Origin of the sequence: Olsenella sp. An285 (genome assembly GCF_002159625.1) — a bacterium.
Lineage (GTDB): Bacteria > Actinomycetota > Coriobacteriia > Coriobacteriales > Atopobiaceae > Thermophilibacter > Thermophilibacter avicola.
In genome coordinates this window covers 95,674-111,075 of sequence record NZ_NFIZ01000006.1, presented here as the reverse complement: position 1 = coordinate 111,075, position 15,402 = coordinate 95,674, and the positions used below count along the sequence as shown (strand labels likewise).

Annotated in this window: 14 protein-coding genes; 5 read left to right on the top strand and 9 right to left on the bottom strand. The window is 58.6% G+C overall.

Annotated elements, in window-relative coordinates; genetic code table 11:
- Position 1: 1 nt before the first annotated feature.
- Together B5F79_RS05760 and B5F79_RS05755 are read right to left on the bottom strand one after the other, a co-directional pair.
- Entirely contained in the window at positions 2-922 is a 921-nt protein-coding gene (locus B5F79_RS05760) for an ABC transporter ATP-binding protein (protein WP_087218671.1), read from the bottom strand.
- On the bottom strand, positions 919-1,548 hold the full coding sequence (locus B5F79_RS05755; protein ID WP_158094848.1) for a TetR/AcrR family transcriptional regulator: 630 nt from the start codon (positions 1,546-1,548) through the stop codon (positions 919-921). The genes B5F79_RS05760 and B5F79_RS05755 overlap by 4 nt, the downstream gene beginning before the upstream one ends.
- A 266-nt stretch (positions 1,549-1,814) precedes the next feature.
- On the opposite strand from B5F79_RS05755, the gene B5F79_RS05750 reads away from it, so the two are divergent.
- From B5F79_RS05750 to B5F79_RS05740, 3 genes are all read left to right on the top strand, one after another.
- Positions 1,815-3,026, top strand: coding sequence for an ATP-binding protein (locus B5F79_RS05750; protein ID WP_087218799.1), 1,212 nt, complete (start codon positions 1,815-1,817; stop codon positions 3,024-3,026).
- A gap of 233 nt (positions 3,027-3,259) precedes the next feature.
- Entirely contained in the window at positions 3,260-3,874 is a 615-nt protein-coding gene (locus B5F79_RS05745; protein ID WP_087218665.1) for a TetR-like C-terminal domain-containing protein, read from the top strand.
- A gap of 185 nt (positions 3,875-4,059) precedes the next feature.
- The gene (locus tag B5F79_RS05740) at positions 4,060-5,955 is read left to right on the top strand and encodes an oleate hydratase (RefSeq protein WP_087218662.1); all 1,896 of its coding nucleotides are present in this window, start codon (positions 4,060-4,062) and stop codon (positions 5,953-5,955) included.
- A gap of 205 nt (positions 5,956-6,160) precedes the next feature.
- Here B5F79_RS05740 and B5F79_RS05735 read toward each other — a convergent pair whose 3' ends face one another.
- The 4 genes from B5F79_RS05735 to B5F79_RS05720 form a co-directional block, all read right to left on the bottom strand.
- Complete coding sequence (locus tag B5F79_RS05735) at positions 6,161-6,640, bottom strand: hypothetical protein (RefSeq protein WP_087218659.1); 480 nt, start codon at positions 6,638-6,640, stop codon at positions 6,161-6,163.
- A 405-nt stretch (positions 6,641-7,045) separates the two neighbouring features.
- Positions 7,046-7,474 carry a pyridoxamine 5'-phosphate oxidase family protein gene (locus tag B5F79_RS05730; protein ID WP_087218656.1) on the bottom strand — a complete coding sequence of 143 codons (429 nt, stop codon included), beginning with the start codon at positions 7,472-7,474 and terminating at the stop codon, positions 7,046-7,048.
- A 50-nt stretch (positions 7,475-7,524) separates the two neighbouring features.
- Entirely contained in the window at positions 7,525-7,911 is a 387-nt protein-coding gene (locus tag B5F79_RS05725; protein ID WP_143786250.1) for a hypothetical protein, read from the bottom strand.
- 148 nt (positions 7,912-8,059) lie between these two features.
- The gene (locus tag B5F79_RS05720; RefSeq protein ID WP_087218650.1) at positions 8,060-9,439 is read right to left on the bottom strand and encodes a hypothetical protein; all 1,380 of its coding nucleotides are present in this window, start codon (positions 9,437-9,439) and stop codon (positions 8,060-8,062) included.
- Between the two features lie 226 nt (positions 9,440-9,665).
- Between B5F79_RS05720 and B5F79_RS10990 the strand changes: the two genes are divergently transcribed.
- Together B5F79_RS10990 and B5F79_RS05715 are read left to right on the top strand one after the other, a co-directional pair.
- Complete coding sequence (locus B5F79_RS10990) at positions 9,666-9,830, top strand: hypothetical protein (protein WP_158094847.1); 165 nt, start codon at positions 9,666-9,668, stop codon at positions 9,828-9,830.
- A gap of 227 nt (positions 9,831-10,057) precedes the next feature.
- Positions 10,058-11,125, top strand: coding sequence for an Abi family protein (locus B5F79_RS05715; RefSeq protein WP_087218647.1), 1,068 nt, complete (start codon positions 10,058-10,060; stop codon positions 11,123-11,125).
- A gap of 761 nt (positions 11,126-11,886) precedes the next feature.
- Here B5F79_RS05715 and B5F79_RS05710 read toward each other — a convergent pair.
- The 3 genes from B5F79_RS05710 to B5F79_RS05700 form a co-directional block, all read right to left on the bottom strand.
- Positions 11,887-12,408, bottom strand: a complete 522-nt coding sequence (locus tag B5F79_RS05710) for an HNH endonuclease signature motif containing protein (RefSeq protein ID WP_087218644.1) — start codon at positions 12,406-12,408, stop codon at positions 11,887-11,889.
- Positions 12,409-12,694: 286 nt separating this feature from the next.
- A complete protein-coding gene (locus B5F79_RS05705) occupies positions 12,695-13,828 on the bottom strand; it encodes an AAA family ATPase (protein ID WP_087218641.1) in 1,134 nt (377 codons plus the stop codon).
- Complete coding sequence (locus B5F79_RS05700; protein WP_087218638.1) at positions 13,813-15,393, bottom strand: ATP-dependent nuclease; 1,581 nt, start codon at positions 15,391-15,393, stop codon at positions 13,813-13,815. Before B5F79_RS05700 ends, B5F79_RS05705 begins: the two co-directional genes overlap by 16 nt.
- Positions 15,394-15,402 lie beyond the last annotated feature (9 nt).

Here is a 15,402-nt window from a genome sequence, read left to right as displayed (position 1 = left end):
CCTAGCTTTGCCGCGAGGGCTCGGCGCCCTCGTACAGGTGCAAGAACAGCTCCTCGAGCGTCTGCTCGCGGGACGTAACCGAGGCCACGTCGTAGGAGGAGAGCTCGCGGATGAGTGCGTTCACGTCGCGCACGTCGCGAAGCTCGACCCCGCGGGCCTCCCCCTCCGCTGGCTCGGCGCCGTGGGCGAGCTCCCAACGCGAGCGCTCCCGCGCGCTCGAGAACTCGACCACGTAGCCGCGTCCGCGCATCGAGCGCACCTCGTCCATGGCGCAGGTCAGGGCCACCCGCCCCACGCGGATGAACGCCACGCGATCGCACGCACGCCCGACCTCCTCGAAGATGTGCGAGGAGAGCAGGACGGTGGCACCCCGCGCACGCTCCTCCGCCACGAGGTCGAGGAAGCGCTCCTGCATGAGCGGGTCGAGACCACTCGTCGGCTCGTCGAGCAGGAGCGCGTCAGGGCGCGCCATGAACGCCGCCACAATCGCGACCTTCTGCCGATTGCCCTTGGACATCCCGCCGATCCGCGCTCCGAGGTCAAGCCCAAAGGCGTCAGCGAGCTCCAGCATGCGTGAGCGGTCGCGCATGCCCCGCATTCCCGCCATGAGGTCGAGGAAGGACCGCGCGGACATCTCCTGCATACATGCGTTCTCCCCGGGCAGGTAGCCCAGGCGAGCCTGCACCCATGGGCGCTCCCGGAAGCAGTCGTGCCCGAGAATCTCCACCTTTCCTTTCTGAGGTTTGATAAACCCCATGAGATGGCGCATCGTCACCGTCTTCCCAGCCCCGTTAGGGCCGAGAAACCCGAGCACTTCTCCAGCGGCCACCTCAAGGCAGACGTCAAAGACGCCGCGGCCTCTCCCGTAGTCCTTCGTGAGCCCACGCACGCAGATCGCGGTCTCCACCCCGCTCGCAGTCATAGGTACTCCCCCCTGTACGTGGCCCTCTTGAGCCAGTCGAGCCAAACGAGAAACTCAGAGAGCATCTCCCCCATGTCGAATGTCTCCCCGCCGCGCAGCCGTTCGTGGAGATAGCCGTCCCCGCACCATACGAGCATGCGCACCACCCGCATGGGGTCGACGTCCTCCCGGAAGCGCTCCCAGCGCACATGGCCCAGGTACGTTCGCACCATGATTGGCACGGAATCCGTCATGAAGGCGTCGAGCACCCCGGAGACGTCTCTGTGGCCGGGATAGAACGCGCGAACGAAGAAGTCCAAGATGTGCGGGTTCAGCTTGACGAGGACGGCCTTCCGAGTCGCGGCGTAGCGCATGATCTCGAAGAAGTCGTCGATCTGGTACCAGCGCTCGTCGACCACCGCATCCGCCACGCACCTGGTGACCGCCGTAAGAACGTAGAGGTAGAGGTCCCTCTTGTTTCTGAAGTAGAAGAAGAGCTGACTTTTTGACACGCCCGCGCGCCTCGCTATGTCCGCCGTGGACGCACGGGCGTAGTCCTCGTCTCCGAACACCTCGACCGCTGCGTCAACGACGGCGCGCCTGCGATCCTCGGAAAGATTCTCGAAGCGCTCGAACCTGCCTGACATGGAGCCTCGCTTTCCCTTGGCTTTCGAGAACAAGGCTACCCCGTTGACCCAGATATGGAAGGGTGCCTGAGCAGGTGAAAGCACGTGCGGTCTCATGAGCAACAATGGCCGCTCGATCGATACGATGCGCTGCGCGATTATGGATGGCACGATACTTCCAGTTTGTTGGATAGATTTACCAATTTGCAGATATTCGTCTAGATAAATGGATACAATTAGGATGTTTCCTTAGCTTATCCATTTGGTTGGACAGATTGGACTCGCTCATGACAAACCAGCCAATCATCGTCCCACGCCCCCAGGCAACCGAATGGCTTCTCCGCTGGAAGGACCGTGACGTCATCAAAGTGGTGACCGGCCTGAGGCGCTGCGGTAAGTCAACCGCGCTCAAGCTGGCCCAGCGAGCCCTTGTCGAATCCGGCGTGAACGAGGAGTCAATCGTCTCGGTTGATCTTGAGCGCCTGGGCTTTGCCGCCCCCACCACGCCGCAGGAGCTCTACGATTACGTCGTCGCCCGCATCAGCTCCCCGAGTTGCTACGTGTTTATCGACGAGCCCCAGCGCGTCAAGGGCTTTGAGCGAGCAGTCGACGCGCTGTACGCACGCGAAGACTGCGACGTCTACGTCACCGGATCGAACTCCGATCTGCTCTCGAGCGAGCTTGCCACGCTGCTTACCGGACGTTATGTTGAGTTCCGACTCCTGCCGCTCTCGTTCGCGGAGTATCGTGGCGCCCGCGCCGCCTTTGCGGACGGCGCGGACGATGCCGAGCTGCTCAACCGCTATCTCTCGCTGGGGGGCATGCCGTACGCCTCCCTACTGCCCACCGAGGACGTGTCCGAGTACCTTGACGGCGTGCTCAACACCGTCCTCGTCAAAGACGTGGCGACGCGGCACCCCCGCATCAGCATGCCCGTCCTGCGCGCGCTTCTCGCCTTTCTCGCCGATAACGTGGGAAATCGCTTCTCGCTCAAAACGGTCGCGGACACGCTGACGGCCAACGGCTCAAAAGTCTCCCCAACCACCGTCAGCGAGTACCTCAACGCGCTCATGGAGTGCTACCTCATCTTCAAGGCCGACCCCTATGATGCCAAGGGTCGGCGCCTGCTGCAGCAGGGGGGCAAGTACTACCTCGGCGACCTTGGCTTCAGACATCTGCTGCTCGGACGCGACGGCAGCGACCTCGGACATCGTGTGGAAAACGTCGTGTACCTAGAGCTGCTGCGGCGCTACCACACGGTGCGCGTAGGGCGTGTGGGAGATTTGGAGATCGACTTCGTTGCCGAGCGCGAGGGCAAGCCGCACTACTATCAGGTCGCGCTGTCCGTACTGGACGAGGCAACGCTGCGGCGCGAGCTGCGCCCGCTCGAGCTGCTGGGAGACTCCTACCCCAAGACGTTGCTCACCCTGGACCGCATCGGCACGACGGACCATAACGGCATTGAGCAGCGCAACCTCGTTGATTGGCTGCTGAAATAGGTTGGGAGGGCGCTCCTCGGCAGCAGCGCCTCAGCGTTCGTACGAGACGTGTACCAGCGCAGACCCGTGAAACATGAGACGTGAGCGAGAGCCTCCCCTAGATTCCGGGATTACTTCCCAAACTTGCGTGTCCGCCATCCGATGCGACCAGCTCCGTTTGCGCCACCACCGCTGTCCGCGAATCCCCCTCGTGCGCAAGGGTATACGAAGAGAAACGACCACCGGGAGGGCACATGTCAAGCCAGCTCACCAAGCGCGCGCTCGAGGAGTCGCTCAAGCGCCTCCTGCTCGTAAAGCCCCTGGGCAAGATCACCATCGCAGACATCACCGACGACTGCGGCATCAGCCGCATGACGTTCTACTATCACTTCCAGGACATCTACGACCTGGTCGAGTGGTCGTGCGAGGAGGACGCCGCACGGGCCATAGCCGGCAACAAGACCGCCGGCACCTGGCAGACCGGCCTCCTCGATACGTTTCTCTCCCTGCGCGAGAACAAGCCCTTCATCACGAGCATCTACCACGACATGAGCCGCGAGCAGGTGGAGCGGTTTCTCGTCCCCGTGGTAAGCGACCTGGTGAAGGACGTGGTTGACGAGCACGCGGCGCGCAGGCACGTGCACGACCAGGACAGGGACTTCATCGCACGCTTCTTCGCGCACGCCCTCATCGGGACGGTCCTGGACTGGATCGCCCGAGACATGCGCGACGACCCGCAGCAGCTGGTGCAGAGGGTCGCCACCATCTCGGATGGCGCCATCGAGACCGCGCTCGACCGGCTCGAGGTTCCCGGCGGCTACGTCGCCGGGAGCGAGGGCAGCGTGCCGGAGGGGCCCGCCGCGTCGTAGGGGACGCGGCGCGGGCATCGCCCGTCCCTCTCGCCCGTTCTTCTCGCCCGTCTGTACAATCCGGTCACATTGATAAGAATCCTTACAGAAGCGCCGCCCTGCTCATGGTATGCCCCCCTCCGAGGCCCCACCATGGAACCAGACGCATCGGACACGCCCGGTGCGCACGTAGGAAAGGTGCGGCCATGTACTACTCAAGCGGCAACTACGAAGCGTTCGCTCGCCCGAGGAAGCCCGCGGGCATCGAGCACAAGAGCGCCTACATCGTGGGCACGGGCCTGGCGGCGCTCTCCGCCGCGTGCTATCTCGTACGCGACGCCCAGATGCCAGGCAAGAACATTCACATCTTCGAGAAGGACGACGTACCCGGCGGCGCGTGCGACGGCCTCGAGATCCCCGGCCTTGGCTACGTCATGCGCGGCGGCCGCGAGATGGACAACCACTTCGAGGTGATGTGGGACCTGTTCCGCTCCATCCCCTCCATCGAGACGCCTGGGGTCTCCGTCCTGGACGAGTACTACTGGCTCAACAAGGAGGACCCCAACTACTCGCTCTGCCGTGCGACGAAGAACCGCGGGCAGGACGCAGGGTGCGCCGGGAAGTTCGGCCTCTCGGACAAGGCGGCCATGGAGATCATGGAGCTCTTCTTCACGCCCGACGAGAAGCTCTATGACCGTCCCATCACCGACTTCTTTGACGACGAGGTGCTCTCCTCCAACTTCTGGATGTACTGGCGCACCATGTTCGCGTTCGAGAACTGGCACTCCGCGCTCGAGATGAAGCTCTACATCAAGCGCTACATCCACCACATCGCCGGGCTGCCGGACTTCTCGGCCCTGCGCTTCACCAGGTACAACCAGTACGAGTCGATGATTTTGCCCCTCGTCGAGTACCTCAAGGCCGCGGGCGTTCAGTTCCACTTCAACACGAAGGTCGAGGACATCAGGTTCTCCATCGGAGGCGGCGCGGGCCCGGTGCGTCCGCGCACCGGCACCGGCCAGGACACCATCCAGCGCATCCAGCAGGCGGCCCTTCCGCGCAACCCCCACAGCTCTCCCGCGAAGAAGGTCGCGACGCGCATCGTGCTGAGCCGGACGGCGGCAGGAGACGGAGCCGAGGCCGGCGCGACCACGGTCATCGACCTCACCGAGGACGACCTCGTCTTCATCACCAACGGCGGCTGCGTCGAGAACTCCACCATGGGGGCGCAGGACAGGCCCGCCGCATGGAGGCCCGAACTCGCCCCCGGCGGGGGCTGGGACATGTGGCGCCGCATCGCCGCGCAGGACCCCAGCTTCGGCCATCCCGACACCTTCTGCGGCGACCCCGAGAAGACCAAGTGGATGAGCGCCACGGTCACGACCTTCGACGGGGAGATACCACCCTACATCCAGGCAATCTGCAAGCGCGACCCCTTCACCGGCCACGTGGTCACCGGCGGCATCGTGACCTGCACCGACTCCAACTGGCTCATGAGCTGGACGCTCAACCGCCAGCAGCAGTTCCGCGACCAGCCCAAGAACGAGCTCTGCGTCTGGGTGTACGGCCTCTTCCCTGACGAGCCCGGCAACTACGTGAAAAAGCCCATGCGCGACTGCACCGGCGAGGAGATCTGCCAGGAGTGGCTCTACCATATGGGCGTTCCCGAGGACCGCATCGCCGAGCTCGCCGCGAACCACGCCAACACGGTACCCGTCATGATGCCTTACATCACGGCGTTCTTCATGCCGCGGGCGGCGGGCGACCGCCCCGACGTGGTGCCCGACGGCGCGGTCAACTTTGCCTTCATCGGCCAGTTTGCCGAGACGCCGCGCGACACCATCTTCACCACGGAGTACTCCATGCGCACGGGCATGGAGGCTGTCTACACGCTCTGCGACGTTGACCGCGGCGTGCCCGAGGTGTGGGGCAGCGTCTTTGACGTGCGCGACCTGCTCATGGCAAGCGTGAAGCTGCGTGACGGCAAGCCGATCACCGACATGAAGCTCGGGCTGGTCGAGCGCTTTGCGCTCAAGGAGGCGCTCAAGAAGATCAAGGGGACGGACATCGAAAAGATCCTCAGGGAGTTCAAGGCAATCTAGCGTGCAAAGGGGACAGGCACTTTTGCACGCTCCCAGACACGGCCTTGTTTTCGCATCAATTGGCGAAAACAAGGCCGTTGTTTAGCCATTTTTGGAGAAAAACAGGCGGAACTCCACCCCTGCCTCGCAAGCGGAAAATGGACCCCACGCGCCCTCGTCTACGTGGCACGAGACCGCAAGCACGGCTTCCTTTTTATCGCTCTCACTACGAACGCGTCATGCCCATGGCGCGATAGAGATCCTCGAAGCCAAGCCCCTTGCGATCACGGCGGCGATACCACGTCGCATAGGTATCCCAGTCAGGTGCGAGAACATGGTTGCAGAGCAGAATCCACAGGGGAATGAACGGAATGAAGAGCAGCCCGGCAAACGAGAGCCAAACGATAACCCTAAGCTCCGCATCCATGGAAAGCGGAAGCGCCAGAACAACAGCTAGGGCCAGCGCGGCAACCACCGCATAGGCGATCATTCCGCGAATCTGCAGCCTCTTCGCCTTTTCATAACCAGAGAGAATGCGTCCGAGCAGCTGGGCGTGGCCACGTCCGAAGGTCTGAAGCGCATAGGCCAGTATCTCGTTTCGCTCCGCGACCGAGGCAGCAACCCCTGCCGCAGTCGCAGCCTCCGAAAAGCCGTCGGGCGCACGGAGCGGGGCATCGGACGCCCACTCGTAGAAATCGTGGTCCATGCGCGCCCTCCAAACTCGAGGCGTTGACGCTTGCCGGCGGCGATCAGACGAATCCATTTTATCATCTGCCCAGCTCTGCCTTCTGCCGCAGGAACGGGGCCGAAGGAGCGCCCGAGGAAGCGCCTCGCCCCGCGGCGCCCCCAGCATCGAGCCCCATGATTGCCTGCATGAGGCACGACGTGCCGCACCGGCAAATACCGGCGGACGCATCGATCGCGACGCCATAGTGGCCGAGGGAGCAAACCCGCTCAAGCTAGTCCCGCCGCCCAAACAAACGCATGCCGGCCCCAGCCTCTCGACTGGGACCGGCAAAGCAAATATCGCGTTTATCGGGGCATTTTTGTCAAAAATGGCGGTTTATACCCCCATAGCTTCCTGAAAATTAACTCCCACTCGACAATGCCATCATGCCGAGAGCTGGAACTCATACCTCGTTCCATGCGATAACAGCACACCATCCGTCAGCTCCACGCATAGGATTATCGTGTTCTCATCATCAAAGTCATTGTGGCCGTTGTCGATCCACTCGGAAAACGCTCTCCGCAGCCTCTCGGCAATTCGACGATTGCCCTCCTTCCCGAAATAGCCCAGATTGACGCCTCTTCCATGCGCCGTAAACCACTCGCCGGCTATTCCGACGACAGGGCTACGCTCCGCCTGCCTCACCTTATTTGAGAGCGCATGCGTGATGATGTAAAACGCGCCGTCTTCGTAATAGGCGTTTACCCAGCGCACGTAAGGCACCCCATCCTCCACTGTTGCCAACGCGATGATGGAGTCTTTTCCAAATCGCTCCGCCATAATCTTTTCGGCGTCCTCGCCCATTCTCTCCATCGGTCCGTTCCCTTCTCGAACGACGAGATTGTTATGGCTCCTTCTTCATTTTATATAGTGAGTACAATACTTATCTCGTTGCTATCGACAGACGAGCGAGTTGTCCACTCTCGTGCACTCTCAGCCGCGCGCCATGCGGTCGCCCCCATCGTCGGAGTGACCCAGATTATGGATGCCTGCGTTGAACTCAAAACGAACCCAACGCCACCGCTCGCTTCCTCTATCCCAGAGAGGCAGTCCTTGTCGAGCAGGAAGTCGAACACGCTCGCCGTAACCACGCCGTACTCTCCGCGGAGAGCTGCGTTCTCCTCGACATCAAGCGCGGCCTCAATGATGTGGTCGTCGTCGACGCCCTCCGAGCGCAGGTAGTCGCCAAAGAGGCTGAAAGGCGGGCATGTCTTCCCGCAGCGCCAGATGCCTGAGACCATCTTAACCATGCCATTGTGCATGCGGCCGATGGGCCCGTTGAGGTATCGGTCCCGCCTGATTTCCCTTTGTACGTCACCTTGGTTCCCGAGCGATTTCTATTGAGCATTTTTGCCGTATGCGGCATTTTTTTCAATTAGTTTTTCTAATCATAACGACTTATTCCATAGCCCGACTCGCCAACCGTGCCGCGGGCTCTGGCAGCCACTCGATCTTATCGCCAAAGTTCGCCATATCCTCATCGTATACGTGCATGAAGTCGAGAATTGTCCCCAGGCGCTTGGGAAACATACTCTCGCAGTACGCGGGGATGACGTCGTGGGGAACCACGCCGATAAGGTCCTCTCCCTTGAACCGCGCAAGAACCGCACGAGCATCGCAAAGAACTGCGGGCAGCCCAGCACACTTGAGGGCAACATAGAAGCCCACCGCCTCAACCGATCTGCTCCACGCTTTGCCCGCGACGGCGTAGTAGTACCCCCAGAGTTTCTTCGATTCTTGGAACTCGGCGTCGCTGAGCTCTCCGAGGCGATGCCGGAATTCCGTCTCCGGCCCGTCGTGACAGACGAACAGGCTCACGTGGGTAGAATTCCCGCCACGGCATACCTCCCACGGGTGCCCGCCGATTCGGTTCCGATTGAAATACCATTCTTCCCATGCATCAGAACTCGAAAGGTCAACGCCCGGTCCGGAATGGAGGCCCATCCCCTTACCGGTAAGCCCTTCGTCGCGTCCGTCTGCATAGCACAGATACAGATCGTCAAGCGGTAGGCGTTTACCGCCTTTTCCACACAAGTTATATCCGCACGCCTCGTAGCCAAGCGCGCATGCGGCCAAGAAATCGTTGCCCGTCATGGAGGGCAGGCGATTGATCTTGCTCGCATCCTCAGCATCCGATGACGCATATGAGCAGAACGCTTCGAACGTATCGCTATCCATCCCGTCGAAGTGGGCCGCCCTGGATTCCGGCTCGCATGCCCAGACGTCGCCTCGCGAAACAACGCCGATGCGATGGAAGTACGGGAGCTCGTTGGCAACGGTCTCGTTATACGTACCACTCCTCAAGGCATCCATGCTTTCGCTCGCAGCTCGTACAAGCATCTCGAGAAGCGCAAGCAGATGCTCCTCATGCCAGTCGCCCTCAGCGGGCTCCCGGCCGAGATCGGCGCAGACAACGGACACCCTGCCGACCGATACCGCCCGGCAGCGCTCGCTCTTCATGATGACGAGCTCGTACCACTTATAGGAATCCGGATATTCGCTCTCCCACAGCGCAATGAATTCCTCGCGTGAGCCCACCTCCCCCTCGCCCAGTGGGTCCTCGTAGCTGTCGAAATCGTCCAAGCTCCCACGCGGAACCTTGAGCCAAATGGACTTCGCCTCGTTGCTGGTCGCGAGCGGCGCGAGATCAGCCAGCTCCTCGATGAGGTGGTCGAGCGCGCCGAGCACCTTGCGCGTCTGGGCGGCGGGATTTTTGTATCCCCCGTTAAAGCATCCGAGAAGCCTGTCGATATCCGGTGCAACGAGCTTCCACTCCATGTGGCCCCCTTCTTGGTTATTTGACCTTTCCTCAATTTCGAGCAATCATCCCAGCGAGATAGCGCGCCGGGCCAAGCTTGTGCGCCTCGATATCCGGGCAAAAACGCGGTCCGCGTCGTTCACGGCGGCACCACCCCTTCTTTGTCCTGCCGTCACGTAGAGATAGTTCCATCGCACACAACATAGGCGTTCGCGCGGACATAAATGAGCAGTCAGCAGAGGGCGCGTGTACCGCGAGCTCAGGCGCATCCGTTCCGCCAACGAGGTCGACGAGGAGCTCGCCTGGACGGTCGACTTCCTCGCGCGGGAGTTCTCCGCCATGCGCGGCGAGGCGGAGCCCTCGGACGTCGAGCGCGAGGACGCCCTCATCTTCGGGATGTCGCGGAGGTGAGAGGCGAGCCTACCCCCGCCCCGTCGGCGCCAGCGCGATCGTCGTGCGCGCAGACCCCTCTATGTCGAGGGTATGGAACTCCTCTGATGGATGGCCCGCACTTCCCGAGCGCTTCCCCCGTTCGCCTCAATCGGGTATACTTCAGTCATTGTGAAAAGCCCTAGGGCTTTTAGCGGCTGCGGGTACCTGTACCTTCAGCCGCATTTTTCTTACCTTTTGGAGCCGATATGGGAGATCCCGGCACCGCGACAACGAGGGAACGGCCGCTCATCGACGCCGCCCAGCAGGTCCGCCACCTCAAGGACCGAGGGGTCCGCTTCGAGCTGACGGACGAGCGGGAGGCCGAGCGATTCCTGCGGGAGAGCAACTTCTTCTTCAAGGTGAAGGTGTTCGCGAAGTGCTTCTCCCGCTACACCAACCCCGGCTCGGAGCACTTCGGCTCCTACATCAACCTCGACTTCGCCTACCTCGCCGAGCTCACGAAGCTCGACCACCACCTCCGCGAGTCAGTCCTCTCGCTCACCCTCGACATCGAGCACTACATGAAGGTCGAGCTCAATAGGATGATCATGGACGCGGGGGACGACCCCTACGAACTCATGGCCTCCTTCTTCGAATCCGAGCACGAAAGGAAGATAAAGGTACTCGAGAAGAGGGCCGACCTTGACTCCGCCCGGTCGAAGGCCCCTGTAGTCAGAGCCCTATCCGAAGACCTGACTTCCTCGGACGTCAGGACCGTCATCTACGCCCTCGCGGGCCTGCTGCACCTATCGTCGGACTCGCTCGGCGGGATAGACCCCGACCATACCGAGAGGAGCCTTGCCGGGCTGGGCGGGTCCTCCTACACCCGTGGGCTCGTCGAGAAGTACGGGGACCCCGGGCACATGGCGGTCTGGAGCTACCTCGAGCTCGCGTCCTTCGGGGGCGTCATCTCGCTCTACAAGTACTACGTCTTCGAGCGGCGAGCGATGAAGGACGAGGAGGCTGTGAAGGGCCTACTCTTCCCGACGAAGGCACTGAGGAACGCGGCGGCCCACAACGGGAACATGCTCAGCACGCTCGGCTCGAAGCTGAGGAAGCCCGTCGGCTCCATCTCGAGGATGGCGGTCGAGGAGCTGGGAATCGACCGCGAGCTCGTGTCGCTCACCAAGAGGGCGCCCATCGTCCACGACTTCACCGCCCTCGCCCTCTGCTACATGCACCTGGTCAAGAGCGAGGACGCGAGAGGGGACGCCGCAGAGAGGCTCCAAGCCCTGCGCAGGCGATTCATGGCGCACAGGGGCTACTTCTCCTAGCAGGGCGAGCTGAAGAACGGCCTGGCGATGCTCAGCGAGGTCATGGACAGAGCGGCCGGCCGCCTCTCACGGCCATAGTCAACGCCATCGTCGCCTTTCGACTTCCTCCGGGGAGGGCTTGTTGACGCCTAAGTTCCGAATCAGGCAGAATAACGACAGATGTAAAAACCCATCAAGGTTTTGTAAGAGCGGGGCCGCCTGGCGGAACCGCTCTAGTTTTTTAGATCGACTCTTGAAAGCCCACTGGTGACTGCGACCATCCGCTGAAATCCGTAATCCTCGCTCGGACAGAGCGGGTTCGAGTAAGTCCGAGTAGGTCCGAGCAGCCCAGTAGCAACCCTCCTGCCCACAGCATAAATCCGCAGCTCAGGCGCATGACATGCCGTCACATGAAGCGGCCAGTTCGGGTAAGAGTAAGTCCGAGTGGTCAGAGTAGGGCCCGTCTTTCCCCCTCTCGGCCGGGTGCAGAGCCGATAAGACGAACTCCAGAGACAACCCAATAGCGACGAGCCAAGGCCGGCGGATGCCGGTTATTCCTTGTGCGCGCAGCCTGTCACGGAACCCGCTTTTCCCGCAAGGACCGCGATGCATTCCCGGCTTCTTTCGGAATCGGCGGTCCCGCCCAGAGCGTTGCCGGCGAAACTCACCCGTGATTTCTATTGAGCAATTTCGCCGTATGCGGCATTTTTTCTCAGCAAGAAGAAGGTGAGCCCCGGCCTATTCAGGACATTTTTCTGGTCATGTCCGCATCGTTGTCCAGATTAATGTCCAGAATCAATCCACCTGTCCCGCAGCGGCTCGGCCTGAGAGGAAATCTCCGCCCGGACGGCGGTTGCAAGCTCCTCGCAGCGCTTCATCTCCTCGATCAGATTCCGGTGCGCATCCCAATACGCCCTCCACAGACCCCCGTCGACCACCGCCTCGAAGTCGATTCTCACCGGAGGAAACCTCCGCTCGTAGTCGGCGATTCTTTCGGCCCTCTCCTCGATGTCCCCCACTCCTCGCGATGCGGGCGACAGCGGTGATGGCCCGAACATCCAACTCCTCCAGGGCTTGTTGCCCTTCGACTGATTGCACTTCCCACATGCGGGGACGAGGTTGTGGATCTCCGAGATGTAGCCAGTCGGGCGCTTATCCCGCACGATGGCGTTGAGATGGTCCCACTCCGTCGCAAGGTTGCCGCAGTATGCACAGCGCATATCAGAGGCGTTCATGCCGAGAACTTCGAGCGTGAGGGCGATTATCTCGTCACTCGACATGATTGCGGGAATGGCCTCGCTCACGAACGAGCTCGTAATACTCGACGTTCAGCCGATTATCTTTACCGAAGCCGGCACCCCAAACGCGTTTGACAGCGCGCTCATCGACATCAACTCCCTCAAAATGCGGGAGCCCAGAAATACTGCAGTCCTACCTTCGCGCCATGCTGGCGCAAATTAGAATAATAATTCGCTGTTCCCACTCTGTAGAAGCCTTCCTTTATCTGATGGCTTCTGGTGTCATTTGGTGATGCGTGCGTAGCCGATTTTGACACCAAGCTTTGGAGTTTTGAAGCCATTTAGGAGCCGGCTATTTCCTTTCAGAGAGGCAATACCTGTCTTTGACTGACTTGAATACGGATGCTCTTATCAGGTATACGTCTCCACGGCTTCTCGTCAGAGCAACATACAGCTTATTAATCGTCTGCCTCGATATGCCTTGCGGCGAGAAGTCTTCTTCCGCCAACCTCTCAAATCCATCCGTAAGCACAACGCACGTTGAGTCCATGGTATCGCCTTTTGAATACGACCAGTTCACAGAGCGGAAGGCATAGCCATCGGAATTGTTGTAAACGAGCTTGATTACTTCGTCATTCAAAAGGATTGCGTCAGGGTCCTCTTCGACCCAAATTACTTTGCCTTCGCCGTCTCCCGAAGAGATTATTTGAATGCCCAGTTTTTCTCTAATAAACGAACAGACAGCAGGAGCACATCTTCGAGATTCGCGTAACGATGTTTCATCTATCTCGAATCCTTCCTTTTTAAGTTTTCCCAGAAACTCCTGGTATCCAATCTCAACCTTACCTTTAGCAAAGGGCTTACCGCTGTTATTTTGCGCAGAAACCGAATGCTGATAATAATCCCCAACCAGGGTCACATTATCAAGCGCCTTTGAAACCTTTACGATTAGGTCGTAATTATGCTCTCGAAAATCCTGAAATTCATCGATATAGACATCATCGTAGAAGAGGCTTAGGCGCTTTGCAGCCCTGCCAACAAGCGTGCCGTCACCGTATTTGACCTGTAGAGCAAGCTCGGATAATGTCGCGCAGTAATACCTTAAGCTGCCATCAATGTAATGAAGTAGCCTATCTTTAGCGACATATCTTCTGTTCGGAATCATTTTTCCGCCACTTGACTTAACGCGCCGAGGCGGTGGATCAATCATGGTAATCCCTTTGCTGGCAAATTGCGCACAACCGAAATGGGCACCGATGCTCGGCTCATAAGGAAGAATGAAGTTGTGATAGACGAACGAATCGAATGTTGAAATAGCTGTCAGCTCGGGTATTGTGCCGAACGCATCAATCAGCTCTCTCTGAATGTTGGCCACGTTCTCACGCGTAAAAGCAAGTATAAGATTTCTCTTTTCAGGATCGATGGCATGGCAAATATGGTAGGTTTTGCCAGCACCGGCAACTGCAAGGATTATTCGTTTAGCCATGCGATCGCATCTTTCACGTATTTTGGCGCAGTAAACTTGATTCCCGAGATCAACATCTGGTACGCAACATCTGCTTTGTTGTTTAGCATCTTGCCGAGAACAGGACCGTAGTCCTTCTTGTTAAACAGATATTTTGCCTTTGGAGCGACCTTAATAAGCCCATCGAGGGTTTCTTTATTCTCCTTGTAAAAACATACCTCCCATGTCCACCCTTCGATTGTCTGATCCATGAAAACGTGTTGACAATCATGCAGGCTGTTGTATTTGTTAGCTTCAGAGATTCCGTCAGAATCCCCGTCATTGTCCGTGATAACGGCTACCTTCTTATTAGCGCACTCCGCTATTGCAAGGTATCTCTTATACGAAACGCCTCCACAAGGAATGACCGTAACCTCATCATCCTCAACGGTTCTTCCGGTAAGTTGCTCATAGAGCTTGGGCAGCAAGATATATTCGGTAGCCCCTTCAACCAGAATGGCTCTCTTGGATAAGAGCAGCTGCAGGAATGCGTTGTTGTCTGCTTTTGTGAAGAATTCTGCAACATCGCCAGGAACATCTCTCAAGGATTGCGTGCAGCCCTCGGTAACCCAAAGAACATTGCTTAAGTTGAGGGTACAGGCAATCATATTGCTATGGGTCGTAATGATTATCTGAGAGCCTTTCCCGTTGGCAGAAATCTCGTTTAGCATTTTCCTCATCGTTGTGAAGCACAGGTGATTTTCAGGCTCCTCCATCAATACCACATCAAGTGCGCTCGCCTTGCTGAAAGCAATCTGAGTTTTAATTAGGCTCTCCATTCCGCTGCCGCGATTCTCGAGCGGGATAGAGTCCTCGAACACCGAAATGATATTTTCTAGTTGCACCTTCTTGCCGTCGATTCCAAACCTCCTTTTCTTGTCGATGGGGTCAAGGCCAACAGAATCAAAGGCGCTATCAAGCTTAGCTCGGAATTCGTTCTTCGCCCTTGCTTGAGTCTCGTTGTCGTATTTACTGTTAAACAATGATTTGTTGTAGTAGTTAAACGAAGGCCCCGCTGCACTTGTCGCCGCGTTGATAAACAAGAAGTTGAGGGGGCGTTTAATTGTCCTATATGGGTTCTTTGCGAAAGTCGTCCATGTTAGCGAGTAATACTCAAGCGGCAAGTTACCCTCGCTGATAAAGCCTTCTAGACCAGAGCCGAGCTCGGCATCAAATATACACTCAAATCGGATTCCATATTTCTCGTCTTTCCGGCCTCTACCGCCATAGACTTCTCCATAATAATAGGGAGCATCCTTTTTATGGGTGTCCAGTTCAAGAAATAGCTCGATCACGATTTTTGGGAGCGTTTTGACGCTCGGATTGGCCTTGAAGGCTGCAACGTTTTCAGCGTTAAATAAATCAGACAAAACTGATTTATCAGCATTACGATACTGTTGGTTGAGGACAATCCTTATTGCTTCAAGAATAGTGCTCTTTCCTGCCTCGTTTTCCCCAACGATAATGTTCATGTGTGGGTTAAGCGAAACATCAACGAATTTGAATTTCTTGAAGCCCTCAATATGAATTGACTTAATATAGCTCATTGGTTCCTT